Origin of the sequence: Enterococcus sp. AZ035 (assembly GCF_050548325.1) — a bacterium.
In the GTDB taxonomy this organism is placed as follows: Bacteria; Bacillota; Bacilli; order Lactobacillales; family Enterococcaceae; genus Enterococcus; species Enterococcus faecalis.
Genome location: NZ_CP172958.1, coordinates 1,915,492 through 1,929,947, shown reverse-complemented (window position 1 = coordinate 1,929,947; position 14,456 = coordinate 1,915,492). Strand labels below are relative to the sequence as shown.

General features: G+C 38.4%; 15 protein-coding genes. 14 read left to right on the top strand and 1 reads right to left on the bottom strand.

Annotated elements, in window-relative coordinates:
- The first annotated feature begins 66 nt into the window (after positions 1-66).
- The 7 genes from IGL32_RS09225 to thrB all read left to right on the top strand — a co-directional run bounded on the left by IGL32_RS09225 (position 67) and on the right by thrB (position 7,939).
- On the top strand, positions 67-1,518 hold the full coding sequence (locus tag IGL32_RS09225) for a PLP-dependent aminotransferase family protein (RefSeq protein ID WP_033917866.1): 1,452 nt from the start codon (positions 67-69) through the stop codon (positions 1,516-1,518).
- 120 nt (positions 1,519-1,638) lie between these two features.
- Positions 1,639-3,363, top strand: a complete 1,725-nt coding sequence (locus tag IGL32_RS09220; RefSeq protein WP_002356727.1) for a phospho-sugar mutase — start codon at positions 1,639-1,641, stop codon at positions 3,361-3,363.
- A 106-nt stretch (positions 3,364-3,469) separates the two neighbouring features.
- Positions 3,470-4,252, top strand: coding sequence for a pyrroline-5-carboxylate reductase (gene proC, locus IGL32_RS09215; RefSeq protein WP_002362189.1), 783 nt, complete (start codon positions 3,470-3,472; stop codon positions 4,250-4,252).
- A gap of 116 nt (positions 4,253-4,368) precedes the next feature.
- Complete coding sequence (locus tag IGL32_RS09210) at positions 4,369-4,677, top strand: ArsR/SmtB family transcription factor (protein ID WP_002356730.1); 309 nt, start codon at positions 4,369-4,371, stop codon at positions 4,675-4,677.
- 51 nt (positions 4,678-4,728) lie between these two features.
- The gene (locus IGL32_RS09205; RefSeq protein WP_002356731.1) at positions 4,729-6,021 is read left to right on the top strand and encodes a homoserine dehydrogenase; all 1,293 of its coding nucleotides are present in this window, start codon (positions 4,729-4,731) and stop codon (positions 6,019-6,021) included.
- Positions 6,022-6,023: 2 nt separating this feature from the next.
- Positions 6,024-7,079, top strand: a complete 1,056-nt coding sequence (gene thrC / locus IGL32_RS09200) for a threonine synthase (RefSeq protein ID WP_002356733.1) — start codon at positions 6,024-6,026, stop codon at positions 7,077-7,079.
- Entirely contained in the window at positions 7,076-7,939 is an 864-nt protein-coding gene (gene thrB / locus IGL32_RS09195; RefSeq protein WP_002379671.1) for a homoserine kinase, read from the top strand. The genes thrC and thrB overlap by 4 nt, the downstream gene beginning before the upstream one ends.
- Positions 7,940-7,981: 42 nt before the next feature.
- Here the strand turns inward: thrB and IGL32_RS09190 are convergent, their stop codons facing one another.
- Positions 7,982-8,839: a pyruvate, water dikinase regulatory protein gene (locus IGL32_RS09190; RefSeq protein ID WP_002382760.1), complete on the bottom strand. Its 858-nt coding sequence runs from the start codon at positions 8,837-8,839 to the stop codon at positions 7,982-7,984.
- Positions 8,840-8,937: 98 nt separating this feature from the next.
- Between IGL32_RS09190 and IGL32_RS09185 the strand changes: the two genes are divergently transcribed.
- The 7 genes from IGL32_RS09185 (at position 8,938) to IGL32_RS09155 (ending at position 14,444) form a co-directional block, all read left to right on the top strand.
- Positions 8,938-9,378: a Fur family transcriptional regulator gene (locus IGL32_RS09185; RefSeq protein WP_002387080.1), complete on the top strand. Its 441-nt coding sequence runs from the start codon at positions 8,938-8,940 to the stop codon at positions 9,376-9,378.
- A 165-nt stretch (positions 9,379-9,543) separates the two neighbouring features.
- Positions 9,544-9,720, top strand: a complete 177-nt coding sequence (gene rpsU / locus IGL32_RS09180) for a 30S ribosomal protein S21 (protein ID WP_002356740.1) — start codon at positions 9,544-9,546, stop codon at positions 9,718-9,720.
- Positions 9,721-9,745: 25 nt separating this feature from the next.
- Positions 9,746-10,195, top strand: coding sequence for a GatB/YqeY domain-containing protein (locus tag IGL32_RS09175; protein ID WP_002356741.1), 450 nt, complete (start codon positions 9,746-9,748; stop codon positions 10,193-10,195).
- Positions 10,196-10,438: 243 nt separating this feature from the next.
- Positions 10,439-11,353 carry a PhoH family protein gene (locus tag IGL32_RS09170; RefSeq protein WP_369810298.1) on the top strand — a complete coding sequence of 305 codons (915 nt, stop codon included), beginning with the start codon at positions 10,439-10,441 and terminating at the stop codon, positions 11,351-11,353.
- 28 nt (positions 11,354-11,381) lie between these two features.
- Positions 11,382-13,580 (top strand): HD family phosphohydrolase, encoded by a 2,199-nt coding sequence (locus IGL32_RS09165; RefSeq protein WP_002356744.1) that lies wholly within the window; start codon positions 11,382-11,384, stop codon positions 13,578-13,580.
- The gene (ybeY, locus tag IGL32_RS09160) at positions 13,580-14,059 is read left to right on the top strand and encodes an rRNA maturation RNase YbeY (RefSeq protein WP_002356745.1); all 480 of its coding nucleotides are present in this window, start codon (positions 13,580-13,582) and stop codon (positions 14,057-14,059) included. Before IGL32_RS09165 ends, ybeY begins: the two co-directional genes overlap by 1 nt.
- Positions 14,043-14,444: a diacylglycerol kinase family protein gene (locus IGL32_RS09155; RefSeq protein ID WP_002382764.1), complete on the top strand. Its 402-nt coding sequence runs from the start codon at positions 14,043-14,045 to the stop codon at positions 14,442-14,444. The genes ybeY and IGL32_RS09155 overlap by 17 nt, the downstream gene beginning before the upstream one ends.
- Positions 14,445-14,456 lie beyond the last annotated feature (12 nt).

Here is a 14,456-nt window from a genome sequence, read left to right as displayed (position 1 = left end):
ATTTTCGATTGACAAAAGCATTAAACTGGATTACTTTTAACTCATCCAATTGTTGAGGTGATTGCTATGTGGCAACTTAAAAAAGAACAAAATGTTCCCATTTATCGCAGTATTATGGAAATGATTGTTCAAAAGATTCAAACAGGCGAATTATTACCAGGCGAAAAAATCCCTTCAGAACGTAAACTGGCAGAGTACTTGTCTGTCAATCGTTCAACCGTTGTTCATGCATTAGACGAACTGGTGGACTTAGGCTGGATTGTGCGAAAAAGAGGGAGCGGAACGATTGTCAACGAAGGAAAATGGGGGGTAATGATGACGCCACGAACGGATTGGCATCGTTATTTAGAACAAAATGTGTTCAAACAAGTTCATCCCTTGGTGGCAGAGATTGAGTTACGTGCTAAACAAAATTTGCCGACTGACTTAGATATGTATACAGGCGAGTTGCCGTTAGACTTAATTCCCAGTTTCGATTTTCCAGCATTAAATTGGAAACAATTTTTAAAAGAGGAAGCACAAGATGAATTAGGTTATTTGCCGTTAAGAAAAGAAATCCAAGCCATTACAGCAACGGAATATCAGCTTCATTTACCAAGTGAAAGTTTATTGCTTACTTCAGGTGCGCAACAAGCACTTTTTTTAGTTTTGCAAGTTTTATTGAGACAAGGAGATAGTGTTGCCGTAGAAGATCCATCTTTCTTCTATGCCTTACCAATTTTCCAAGCTGCTGGTGTGCGCTTATTTGGTGTGCCCATGACAGAGGAAGGGATTGATCTTGAAGCGCTAGAACAAACAATCCGACAACATCGCATCAAAATGGTTATGGTTAATCCTTCCTTTCAAAATCCGACTGGGACAGTGATGCCTTTAAGAAAAAGAGAACAGCTCGTGAAAGTTTGTCAAACGTATCAAGTTCCTATTTTAGAAGATGATGTTTTTGGGCAGCTAAGTTTTATCCCGAAAACAGAAATTCCTCCTTTAAAAAAATTAGATCCAGATAATGTCTTGTATATCGGTTCGTTGTCAAAAATTTTAGGTTCGACCACGAAAATTGGTTGGTTAAGTGCGCCTACCTCCGTGACGAAACAAATTGCAGAAGCCAGAAAAATGATGGATGTTTCGTTGAGTATTTTTCCGCAGATGCTCGCTAAAATGGCGATTGAAGATCCTTCTTTTTCTGAAAAAATTACGTTATTAAATAAACAAGTGGAACAACGAGCAACAGCTGTATATCAAGTATTTAAATCGTTGCCAGAATGGGAAGTTTCGCCAGTAAAAGGCGGCTTTTATTTATGGGCACATTGGCGTCAAGGGGCACTTAAGCCAGAAGATTGGCAAGTGTTTTTACGAGAAGGTGTTTTGGTAGCACCGAGTGTAGCTTTTAGTGAAAAACGTGGAAGTATTCGCTTGAACTGTTCCCGAATTTCACCAGAAGAAATTCCTCTTTTTTGTGAGCGAATGGTACGGATTACACGACAGCTTTCTGAAAATAGACAAACAAAAATAGAACAGTAAGTAAGATTTTACTTATAAAAATCATTTGCTGAGAGAAAACGCTACAACTTCCCTTTTCTAAACGAATATCCAATGCTATACTTAAAAAGTAAAAACAAAAAAACAAATGAGGTGTTTTCCATGTCTTGGGAACAAGTTTACCAACAATGGTTAAATGAAGAAAATATTCCAGAAAATTTAAAAAATGAATTAAAGGACTTAAATACAGACCCTGAAAAATGTGAAGATGCATTTTACGCACCATTAGAATTTGGGACTGCCGGGATGCGCGGGATTTTAGGCGCCGGTATTAATCGGATGAATATCTTTACGGTTCGTCAAGCAACAGAAGGACTTGCACGTTTTATGGATACGCAAGATCCTGAAACAAAACGTCGCGGTGTAGCTATTGCCTATGATTCACGTCATATGTCTCCAGAATTTGCAATGGAAGCAGCTAAAACATTAGCTAAACATGATATTCCTTCTTTTGTGTTTGAAAGCTTACGACCAACACCAGAATTATCTTTTGCGGTCCGCTACTTTAAAGCTTTTGCGGGAATCATGATTACGGCTTCTCACAATCCAGCTGCCTATAATGGCTACAAAGTCTATGGTGAAGACGGTGGTCAAATGCCGCCAGCTGATGCAGATGCATTAACTAAATATGTTCGTAGTATCGAAAATCCTTTGAAAATTGATGTCTTATCAGATGAAGAAGTTGCCCACAGCGGTTTAATTAACATTGTTGGTGAAGAAGTCGATAACGCGTATTTGAAAGAAATTAAAACAGTTACGATTAATCAAGAATTAATTAACGAAATGGGTAAAGAATTAAAATTAGTTTACACTCCCTTACATGGAACTGGGAAAATGTTAGGAGAAAAGGCATTAAAACAAGCCGGTTTTGAAAAATTTGTTTTAGTACCTGAGCAAGCCGTTGCTGATCCTGACTTTACTACAGTTAAGTCACCAAACCCTGAAGAACATTCAGCTTTTGAATACGCGATTCGTTTAGGGGAAAAAGAAGGCGCTGATTTATTGATTGCAACAGATCCAGATGCTGATCGTTTAGGTGCTGCTGTGCGGATGCCAAACGGAGACTACCAAGTATTAACAGGAAATCAATTAGGTTCAATTATGATTCATTATATTTTAGAAGCCCATCAACAAGCAGGCACGTTGCCTCAAAATGCTGCGGTTCTAAAATCAATCGTTTCTAGTGAACTTGCTACAGCGATTGCTGAGAAATATAATACGAAGATGTTTAATGTTTTAACAGGTTTCAAATTTATTGCTGAAAAAATTCAACAATACGAAGAAGACCACAGTCAAACGTTTATGTTTGGTTTTGAAGAAAGTTATGGTTACTTAGTGAAACCTTTTGTTCGTGATAAAGATGCAATTCAAGCGTTAGTTTTATTAGCAGAAGTAGCGGCTTTCTATAAAAAACAAGGAAAAACATTATACGATGGCTTACAAGATATCTTTGAAGAATTTGGTTACTTTGAAGAAAAAACTATTTCCGTAACAATGAGCGGAATTGAAGGAAGCGGTAAAATCAAAGCTTTAATGGCAAAATGTCGTGAACAAGCGCCAACTGAGTTTGCCGGGATTCAAGTTGCTCAAACGGAAGATTTTAAAGAATTAACACGCACTTTTGCAGATGGTCAAACAGAACAATTACAAACGCCTCCTTCTGATGTGTTGAAATATCATTTAGAAGATGGCAGTTGGATTGCTATCCGACCATCAGGAACAGAACCAAAAATTAAATTCTATCTAGCAACAAAAGCAACAAGTAGTTCAGAAGCTTCTGAAAAAATTGCTGCGTTTGAAGCAGTCGTTAATGAATTAACAAAATAAAATAAACGAAACAGGCTGTACGGAAAAAAGTACGAATGTTAGTGTTTGTGTCAAAAGTCAATTGACTTTTGGCGCAAACACTTTATTTAACTAAGGAGGGAATGCTATGAAAATTGGCTTTATCGGTGCTGGCAGTATGGGCGGTGCCATGATTAAAGGGTTACTGAAAGCTGAGGCAGTCAAGAAGGAACATTTATATGTGAAAGGCGGCTCAAGTGGAACAGCAGAAGCACTTCAAAAAGAGTGGGGCTTTCAACTTGTCACAGATTATGCACTTTTCCAAGAATGTAAGGTTATTTTTATTGCGACAGGAGCAAAGGTCGTGTTACCTGTCCTTCAGGAATTAGCCCCTCATTTTTCCAACGAAAGTTTATTGATTTCTGTTGCAACAGGTCATACCATACAAGAAGCACAAATGGCTCTTGGCAATAAAGAAGCCAAAGTTGTTCATGCCATTCCTAATACACCAGTTAGCGTGAATCAGGGCGTGATTGGCGTAGCCTTGGCACCAACAATTGAAGGCCAAACGAAGGACCTGGTAATGGAACTTCTTGCTACTTTAGGGTTAGTCAAAGAAATTCGTGAAGCGCAACTGGAAACTTTTGGTACTGTGGCTGGTTGTAGTCCAGCTTTTGTTGATATCTTTATGGAAGCATTGGGAGATGCAGCAGTCTTAGAAGGGTTACCAAGAGACTTATCTTATGAAATTGTCGCTCAAATGATAAAAGGAACGGCGACCTTAGCCTTAGACACGAAAAAACATCCAGGAGCATTGAAAGATGAAGTGACTTCTCCAGGAGGAAGTACGATTCGCGGTGTCGTAGCTCTAGAAAAAAATGGCTTCCGTTATGCCGTGATGGATGCAGTTCAGCAAGCCAACCACGAATAGATGAAGAAAGTTGGAAAATCGACAAGTTTGTCATTTTTCCAACTTTCTTTGTGCCATATTTTTCGTAGGAAAGAACAATCGCAGTTCTTATTTTAAAAAACTCTGTGTTATAATGAGTGCAAAGTGAGGCGACTATAATGAAACAAATGGAAGAAATCAAACAAGTAAGTCAATTATATAAAGTATTAAGTGATCCAACACGTTTAAGAATTTTGCTACTTTTAAAAGAAGGCGAGCATAATGTAACGGCGATTAGTGAACAATTGGGAATGGAACAGTCCGCCGTTTCTCATCAACTAAAATTATTAAGAGATAGCCGTGTTGTCAAGGCACGTCGCGAAGGAAAAACGATTTTTTATACATTGGATGATCATCATGTAATAGATATTTTAAATCAGACCTTTGAGCATATTGAACATCGATAAAAAGTAGGAAAAAATAGCGTAACTAGAATAGCGCTGTTGATGGAGGTAAAAATGAAGGATACCTTAAAGATCGGGTTACTAGGATTAGGGACTGTAGGCACTGGCGTTTTAACTCTCTTGAAAGAACATCAAGAGAAAATTTCACAAGTGACAGGAATGAATGTAGTCATTGAAAAAGCATTTGTCCGAAATCTTGAAACGAAACAAGCGCAAGCGGAAGAATACGGTCTGTCTTTAACAACTTCAATTGATGATATTTTAGAAGATAAAGAGATTCAAATCGTTGTGGAATTAATGGGAACCATTGAACCAGCCAAAACGTATATCATGAAAGCTTTAGAAAAGGGCAAACATATTGTGACTGCCAATAAAGATTTACTGGCGCAACATGGGAGTGAATTAGTAGCGTTAGCCCAAAAACATCATTGTGATTTATATTATGAAGCAAGTGTTGCTGGCGGGATTCCAATTTTAAGAACAATTGCTAATAGCTTAGCGGCAGACAATATTCAACAAGTTTTAGGGATTGTGAACGGTACGACGAATTATATGCTTACGCAAATGGTTTCTGCTGATAAAAGTTATGAAGAAGCTTTAGCAGAAGCGCAAGCGTTGGGCTTTGCTGAAGCGGATCCGACAAATGATGTCGATGGAATTGACGCAGCCTATAAAATGGTTATTTTAAGTCAATTTGCTTTTGGGATGAATGTTTCATTACCACAAGTTGATATTCGTGGAATTCGCGGATTGTCTTTAGATGATGTCGCCATGGCTAAACAACTGGGGTATGAAATCAAATTGATTGGCTCTGCTGAACAAAATGAGAATAGTATCTCGGTGGAAGTGGCGCCTATGCTAGTCAATCAAAAGCATCCTATTGCATCTGTTCGGAATGAGTACAATGCAGTATTTATAAAAAGTGCAGGCGTGGGGGAATCAATGTATTACGGTCCAGGAGCTGGCGCTAAACCGACAGCAACCAGTGTGGTCAGTGATTTAATTACGATTGCTAAAAACATTCGCTTGGCAACGACTGGCCATATGTTCAATTCGTATCAACATAAAACCCAATTGACGAGTTCCGAAAATGTATTTGGGCAGTACTATTTTTCATTAGATGTTCCAGATACACCAGGACAATTTTTGCAGTTGACGCAATTAATGACTAAAGCAGAAGTCAGCTTTGATCAATTAGTTCAACAGAAATCAGATGGACAGCGAGCAAGAATTGTTGCCATTACACACCAGATATCAAAAGCACAAATGCAACAAGTTGTGACAGCTATTCAAAATACGGAAGCCTTTCAGTTATTGAATGTAATGAAGGTTATAGGAGATGAGTAAACATGTATGAAGGTTTGTTAAAACAGTATCAAGCGTATTTGCCCGTAACAGAAAAAACACCAATGATTTCTTTAGCCGAAGGAAATACGCCACTGATTCCTTTACCTAATTTATCCAAAGAATTAGGTATTCAATTATATGGAAAATACGAAGGATTAAATCCCACCGGCTCATTCAAAGATCGCGGGATGGTGATGGCTGTAGCAAAAGCGGTAGAAGAAGGTGCCAAAGCGATTGTTTGTGCTTCTACAGGAAATACTAGTGCCGCCGCTGCTGCGTATGCCACAAGAGCAGGCATTAAAGCGTATGTAGTGATTCCAGAAGGAAAAATCGCACTGGGAAAATTGGCGCAAGCTATTATGTATGGGGCGGACATTATTTCGATTCCAGGTAACTTTGATGAAGCATTAAAAGCGGTGCGAGAGATTGCGAAAACTGAGGCAGTTGCGCTAGTTAATTCAGTGAATCCTTATCGCTTAGAAGGGCAAAAGACAGCAGCTTTTGAAGTTTGTGAACAATTAGGTCAAGCGCCCGATGTCTTAGCGATTCCAGTTGGAAATGCCGGCAATATTTCCGCTTACTGGAAAGGCTTTAAAGAATGGCATGAAAAACAAGGAACAACTTTACCAAGAATGCATGGTTTTGAAGCAGAAGGTGCCGCAGCAATCGTGAAAGGCCAAGTGATTGAGCAACCTGAAACCGTGGCAACAGCGATCCGGATTGGAAATCCTGCTAGTTGGCAACTAGCAGAACAGGCACGGGATGAATCCGGTGGTTTCATTGATGCCGTGACAGATCAAGAAATTTTAACGGCTTACCGAAAAATTGCTGCTCAAGATGGGGTTTTCATTGAACCTGGTTCGGCAGCTTCATTAGCTGGAGTTATTCAACATGTTAAAAGCGGTAAAATCAAAGCAGGTGAAACCGTCGTGGCAGTCTTTACTGGTAACGGACTGAAAGATCCTGATACAGCAATGGAGACAGAAGTAGCTATTTCAAAAATGAGTGACGTGGAAGAAATGCGTCTGCACTTACGAAAAGGAGTCGCAACACTATGAAAATAAGAGTACCTGCCACTAGTGCCAACTTAGGACCTGGCTTTGATTCATGTGGCATTGCATTATCCGCTTATTTAACAATCAACGTTTTAGGTGAAAGTGAATTTTGGGAAATTCAACATACTTTGGGAGAAGAGATTCCTACTAATGAAGAGAATTTATTAATTCAAACGGCATTGAAAATTGCACCAGAATTAACACCAAAAGTTATTCGGATGGTTTCTGACATTCCCCTTGCAAGAGGACTAGGCAGTAGCTCAAGTGTGATTGTAGCAGGCATTGAATTAGCTAACCGACTAGCACATTTAAATTTGTCCCCTAAAGAAAAAGTTCGTTTGGCCACAGAGATGGAAGGGCATCCGGATAATGTGGCCCCAGCTATTTTAGGAGATTTCGTGGTGGCTAGCCATGTAGAAAACCAAGTCTACCATGTCAAACATCACTTTCCAATGTGTGATGTCATTGCATTTATTCCAGAGAAACCGTTATTTACCGAAAAAAGTCGCGCTGTTTTGCCCGAAAAATTGACTTATAAAGAAGCGGTCGCGGCCAGCTCAATTGCCAATGTTATGATTGCCGCAATTTTAAACGGGGATTTACCTTTAGCAGGCAAAATGATGGAACAAGATAAATGGCATGAAACGTATCGTCGTTCATTGGTTCCTCATTTAAAAGAAATTCGTCGTTTAACTCAGCAAAAAGGTGCTTATGGCTCTTTCTTAAGCGGTGCTGGACCTACTGTGCTAATCTTGTCGCCAGAAGAACGAACCAACGAAATTGTTCAAAGTTTGGAGAAATTATCTACCAAAGCGAGCATCCAAATTTTCAATATTGATCAAGAAGGCGTTCAAGTCTTTTAAAAAAAACGAGAAAAAATCACTAGTGATTTTTTCTCGTTTTTTTTAATCCTCGGATGTTTCCGTGGAATAATAGCTATGATCTTCTAAGTTCAAAGCATTAAGAATCATTGAGGCAGTTTCTTCAATTGAAAGAGAAGCGACATCAATAACGATACAACCTAATTTTTGATAAAGATCATTAGCAAAAGCCAGTTCTCGCCGAATTTTTTCAATATCTGAATAAGAAGTATTTTCAGGCAATCCATATGCGCGCATTCGTTCTTTACGAATCCCGTTTAAAACATTGGGATCATTGGTTAAGCCAACAATTTTTTTAGGGTCCATTTCGAATAATTGTTTCGGTAAATGTGCTTCAGGAATTAGTGGCAAATTAGCAACTTTTAAGTTCTTGTTGGCTAAAAAGAGACTTAGCGGTGTTTTAGAAGTTCGGGAAACGCCAAGAAGTAACACATCCGCTTCTAAAAAGCCTCGTGGGTCCTTGCCATCGTCATATTTGACAGCAAATTCCATTGCTTCAATTCGTTTAAAATAATTTTCATTCAGATGATGTAAGGCACCAGGTTCTCGCATGGGTGCGACACCTGTTAATCGTTCGATTTCCGCAACTGGTGGTGTCAAAATGTCAAAATGGAACAATTGATGCTCATTGAAAAATTGATTAGCAATCGCCACGAGATGATCATTAATAATAGTATGCAGTACCATGGCCTCTGCTTTTTTGGCATCTTCTAACGCTTGCACCAGTTTATCTTCGTCTTTAACGAATGTTCGTCTAATCAAAGTAAAATCAACAGTGGGGTACTGGGCCATTGAAGCAGCCGCCAATTTTGAAGCGGTCTCGCCAGCAGAATCTGAGATGACAAAAATCGTCACACATTTTTTTTCTTCAGAAATAGTCATAGAGGGTAAGTCCTTTCTTGCATTTTTAATAATTTTATTATACCATAAGTCCAGAATCTATTTCGTAATGATTCTGATTTAGGTTGGTAAGGGAGGAAATGGCGATGGCACCAGTAAAAACCAATATTGAACAAGCCTTAGAAACCATGAAAGCCAGTGGATTAAAATATACTAAAAAACGAGAATTACTGATGAGCTATTTGATTAAGCGAAATCGGTATGTTTCTGCACGTGAAGTATATGAATTTATGAATGAAACCTTTAAAGGAGTCAGTTATGATACGGTTTATCGTAACTTGCATGACTTTGAGCGCTTAGAATTGCTGGAAAAAACAGAATTAAATGGCGAGCAAAAGTTTCGCTTCCGTTGTTGCCAAGAGGTGGAACATCATCATCACTTTATTTGTACGGTTTGTGGCAAAACGGAAGAAATTCACATGTGTCCGATGAATTTTTTTGAAGAACAGTTAAAAGGTTGTTCAATTGAAGGACATCGCTTTGAAATACTTGGTCGTTGTGCCGATTGTTGCGAAAAATAGCGAATAAGACGAAAAATCAAACAAAAATTTCGTATTTTATCAGTAGAGTGGTTGACGGTTATTTATGCTTTAGCTATAATATAACAAGGACAGTATTTTAATTTGTGGGTTTTTCCCACAAATAAGAAAAACGGTTACTTTTTAAGCTCGGAGGGAGGGAATAACATGTCAAAAACAGTCGTTCGTAAAAACGAATCTCTTGATGATGCTCTTCGTCGCTTCAAACGTTCCGTTTCAAAAGCGGGTACTTTACAAGAATCACGTAAACGTGAATTCTACGAAAAACCAAGTGTAAAGCGTAAGAAAAAATCTGAAGCAGCTAGAAAACGTAAAAAATTCTAGTTTTGAATGAATTGGAGTTGGTGGTATGTCATTGCTAACCACATTGAATGACGACATTAAAACAGCGATGAAAGCTAAAGACAAAGAAACTTTAGCCGTACTTCGTATGTTAAAGACTGCCATTCAAAATGATCAGATTAAAGCGGGCCGTGAATTGAACGGAGAAGAAGAACTCACTGTATTGTCTCGTGAGATGAAACAGAGAAAAGATTCTTTATCAGAGTTTGAAAAGGCGGGACGCGACGATCTTGTTGAAAAAGTAAAAGTTGAAATAGCAATTGTTGAAAAATATATGCCTCAACAACTAACGGAGGAAGAAATTCGTCAACTAGTTCAAGAGGTAATGACGCAAACTGGCGCCACTTCACCAAAAGATTTTGGTAAAGTGATGGGCGCTATGATGCCGAAAGTCAAAGGCAAAGCCGATGGCAACCAAGTTAACGCAATTGTGAAAGAATTATTACAAGAAAACTAAGAGCGTTATCGAAACTAGGACAGGATACTGTCCTAGTTTTTTTTATGAAAAGAGAAAACCGGTAGCTTTTTACGGTTTTCTCTTTTTTGACTTTCAAAGTCAAATCAGGTACGACTTCTTTTTAAACAGATAAGAATGTGGTATCATTGTAAAGGACTATATAATAAAGGAGATGGACGTTTTTTGACAGATAATCAGTCAAAATCTTTGGAATTAATACTTACTGATTCTGATGATGCACACATGCTTTTAGGAACACATGATAAACATATCAAATTTTTAGAAGAGAATACTCACGTAACGATTAATAGTCGTGGCGAAGTTATTCAGTTAATTGGCGAATCATCAGAGGTAGAGTTAGTCGCTTCCGTGTTAAGAGCGCTACAAACATTAATTCAACGAGGCATCAAAGTGCATACGCCAGATGTCGTTTCTGCTTTAAAAATGGCCAAAGCTGGAAATTTAGAGGCGTTTATTGCCATGTATGAAGAAGAAATTATGAAGGACCATCATGGTCGGGCCATCCGAATTAAGAATGTTGGTCAAAAAAAATATATCGATGCAGTTAAAACTCATGACGTCATTTTCGGGGTGGGACCTGCGGGGACAGGAAAAACCTTTTTAGCCGTGGTGATGGCAGTAGCAGCCTTAAAAAAAGGCGAAGTACAAAAAATTATTTTAACTCGTCCAGCGGTGGAAGCTGGCGAAAGCTTGGGCTTTTTACCAGGTGACTTAAAAGAAAAAGTCGATCCTTATTTACGTCCAGTTTACGATGCCTTGTATCAAATTTTTGGTATGGATCATACAAATCGTTTAATGGAACGCGGCGTTATTGAAATTGCCCCGCTTGCTTATATGCGTGGTCGTACATTGGATGATGCTTTTGTCATTCTAGATGAAGCACAAAATACCACGGTTGCCCAAATGAAAATGTTTTTAACTCGTTTAGGGTTTAGTTCAAAAATGATTGTTAATGGAGATACTAGTCAGATTGACTTGCCACGTGGTGTAACAAGTGGTTTAGTTAACGCCGAGCGTACGTTAAAAGACATTGAAAAAATTGCCTTTGTAAATTTTGAAGCCAGTGACGTTGTGCGTCATCCTGTTGTAGCACAAATTATTCAAGCCTATGAAAAAGAACAACAAAAGCATTCCTAAGCAGTTAGGGAAGGAGTGAAAGTGCCTTTTGAAAAAAGTACTTACAAAGTTAGGGGATCGTTTAGGTAAAGCCTATTTACCTATTTTATTAGCCGTTTTTTCTCTTCTTTTATTTATGATTATGTTTGGCAGCGTCCATCAGAAAAGAGTAGAAATTAAAGAAGGTCAACTGGCCGAGAAAACCATTCGTGCAAATAAAAATATCGAGAATACCTACGAAACAGAACAAAGAAAAAAATTGGCAGCAGAAGCTGTCACACCCGAATATATTTATCAAGAAGATACGGCATCTGTCCAACATAATCGTATTGATAAATTATTTAAATTGATTGATTCTGCGAATGAAAAAGTAGACAAAGAGTACAGCAACAAGCAAGCGAAGGCCAAAAAGGAAGAAACGATTCCTGCGCCGACCGTGGAAGAACGAGTAGCTAGCTTAAAATCATTGTTTGAATCTTTACCGCAAGATGAAGTTACGTTTTATCAAAGTTTTCCTAATGTTTTTTATCAAACAATCTTTACATTAACCTCTGAGCAATTAGATAAGGTTCGTTCAGAAAGTTTGATGTTGGTGGATGATGCGATGCAAAATCACGTTCGAGAATCTGATTTGGATAAAATTCGCCAAGAAGCTAACGGTAAAATTCAATACTTAGACATTACGAGTACCATGCAACAAGTCATTCGTTACATTGTTAACCAAGGGATTGTGGTAAACGATATTGCCAATGAAAAACGAACAGAAGAGCTACGCCAAAAAGCGATGAATGCTGTTCAACCCGCAATGATTTATCAAGGCGAAATTATTGTTCGTGAAGGTACTCAAATTGATGCAAAAGCGGTCGAAAAACTTGAGCTACTAGGAATGACTAGTCAAAATACCTCTATTTTTCCGATGGTGGCATTAGCATTGGCTATTTTACTTCAAGTTGAAGTGTTGATTTTCTTTACAAAACAAGTGACTGAGCCTTCGCGACAACGCTCGTTTATTATCTTTTACACGGGTGCTATGCTAATCAGTGTTATTTTAATGAAATTCTTCCAGATTTTCCAAACAGAGCAGTTGATGTATATTCCCTTGTTCTATCCAGCAGCCTTTGCACCGCTAATTCTAAATCATTTTGTGAATCGTCGTTCAGGGATAATCGCTGCCATTTTCCAAGTCGTTTTTGCGTTATTTATCTTTTATAATTCTATTGGCACAAACTCGTTGACGGTTATTCTGATTATGTACTTATTCTCAGGATTTCTAGCAACAGTTGTTAAACGGAAACGGATGAGTGAGCAAGTTTTCCCAGCTTTAATGTGGGTAGTGGTCTTTCCTGTTTTCATGGCGGTTGTCTTAATGATTTATCAAGGGATGAGTTTAACAGATGGTAAAACGTGGACAGCTTTAATTTGTGCAAGTGCAGGAACGGTACTTTCATTTTTAGCAACAATGGGCTTGCATCCATATATCGAATTATTAGTGACCGATGATAGTATGATTGTCTTGAATGAATTAAGTAATCCGAACCATCCGTTGTTAAAACAACTGTTAGAAGAAGCGCCAGGTACCTATCATCATAGCATGATGGTGGCTAGTTTGAGCGCTAACGCTGTTGCTGAGATTGGCGGGCGGTCGCTATTAACACGAGTTGCTTGTTATTACCATGACATTGGCAAAATTAAACACGCCAATTTCTTTGTGGAAAACTTACCTGCTGGTGCAGAAAATCCACATAACTTTTTATTACCAGAAGATAGTAAACAAATTATTTTTGGCCACGTAATTGATGGCGCCAAAATTTTAGAAGAGTACAATATGCCGCAAATGGTGATTGACATTTGTCGTCAACATCATGGCACAACATTGATGAAATTTTTCTATGTGAAAGCAAAAGAACGCAATCCTGAAATTAAAGAATCAGACTTCCGTTATCCTGGACCACGTCCGCAAACACGAGAAGCAGGGATTGTGAGTATTGCTGATACTTGTGAGGCTGCTGTGCGGGCGATGGATCATCCCACCAACGAAAAAATTCAAGCCTTTGTGCATAATGTGATTCAAGATAGAATTTCAGATGGCCAATTAGATGAATGCGGGTTAACGATGAAAGAGATTCGCATCATTGAAAAATCATTAATTAATGGATTATGCAGTACCTTCCATTCACGGATTAAGTATCCAAAAATGAAAGCTGAAGCAGAAGAAATGAAAGATGAACAAGAAAAGAGAGATGACTAATGGATATTACTTTCATTGATGAAACCGAGAAAGTACCAACAGAAGAAATCAAAGAAATCGAAAACTTGCTGCAATTTGCAGCGGGTTTTCTAGAAATTGCCGAAGATACGGAGATGTCGGTGACTTTTACAGATAACGCAGGTATCCAAGTGATTAATCGTGACTATCGGGGCAAAGATATGCCTACAGATGTCATCAGTTTTGCTTTAGAGGATGAAGGGGAAGACGAATTGCCAATTATTTTTGATGATGAAGAGTTGGCAGAGCTACCACGGAATCTAGGTGATTTAATTATTTCAACAGAGCGAGCAGCAGAACAAGCAGTTGAATATGGGCACACATTGGAGCGAGAAATGGGCTTTTTGGCAGTACATGGCTTTTTACATTTGAATGGGTACGATCATATGGAACCTGAAGATGAAAAAGAAATGTTTGGTTTACAGAAAGAGATTTTAGATGCGTATGGCCTTAAAAGATGAGCAAACAGGAAAAAATAAACATTTTATTAATTCATTAGAATTTGCCTGGCAAGGAATCAAAACAGTTTTTCGAGAAGAACGTAATATGCGCAAACATGTAGCGTTTGGCGTCACGGCCATTGTGTTTGGTTTCTTGTTTTCTTTAACACTTGCTGAATGGCTGTGGTTGTTATTGGCCGTTTTTCTTGTCTGGTTGGCAGAAATTATCAACACAATTTTTGAAAATGTCGTAGATATGTTTACGGATTTTCACTTTCATCCAATCGGAAAAAAGGTTAAAGACATGGCCGCAGGAGCTGTTTTATTAACAGCCGGTTTCGCAGTGCTAGTAGGACTAATTCTATTTGTACCAAAAATTTTACAAATCATTCAAATGTGGAAATAAGAGGAGAAATAC

Bases quoted from the DNA above. Each gene is read 5' to 3' on its own strand.
- thrC (WP_002356733.1), top strand. From the start codon at position 6,024: ATGTATGAAGGTTTGTTAAAACAGTATCAAGCGTATTTGCCCGTAACA.
- proC (WP_002362189.1), top strand. From the start codon at position 3,470: ATGAAAATTGGCTTTATCGGTGCTGGCAGTATGGGCGGTGCCATGATT.
- IGL32_RS09170 (WP_369810298.1), top strand. From the start codon at position 10,439: ATGCTTTTAGGAACACATGATAAACATATCAAATTTTTAGAAGAGAAT.
- thrB (WP_002379671.1), top strand. From the start codon at position 7,076: ATGAAAATAAGAGTACCTGCCACTAGTGCCAACTTAGGACCTGGCTTT.
- rpsU (WP_002356740.1), top strand. From the start codon at position 9,544: ATGTCAAAAACAGTCGTTCGTAAAAACGAATCTCTTGATGATGCTCTT.
- IGL32_RS09175 (WP_002356741.1), top strand. From the start codon at position 9,746: ATGTCATTGCTAACCACATTGAATGACGACATTAAAACAGCGATGAAA.
- ybeY (WP_002356745.1), top strand. From the start codon at position 13,580: ATGGATATTACTTTCATTGATGAAACCGAGAAAGTACCAACAGAAGAA.
- IGL32_RS09220 (WP_002356727.1), top strand. From the start codon at position 1,639: ATGTCTTGGGAACAAGTTTACCAACAATGGTTAAATGAAGAAAATATT.
- IGL32_RS09190 (WP_002382760.1), bottom strand. From the start codon at position 8,839: ATGACTATTTCTGAAGAAAAAAAATGTGTGACGATTTTTGTCATCTCA.
- IGL32_RS09225 (WP_033917866.1), top strand. From the start codon at position 67: ATGTGGCAACTTAAAAAAGAACAAAATGTTCCCATTTATCGCAGTATT.
- IGL32_RS09205 (WP_002356731.1), top strand. From the start codon at position 4,729: ATGAAGGATACCTTAAAGATCGGGTTACTAGGATTAGGGACTGTAGGC.
- IGL32_RS09155 (WP_002382764.1), top strand. From the start codon at position 14,043: ATGGCCTTAAAAGATGAGCAAACAGGAAAAAATAAACATTTTATTAAT.
- IGL32_RS09185 (WP_002387080.1), top strand. From the start codon at position 8,938: ATGGCGATGGCACCAGTAAAAACCAATATTGAACAAGCCTTAGAAACC.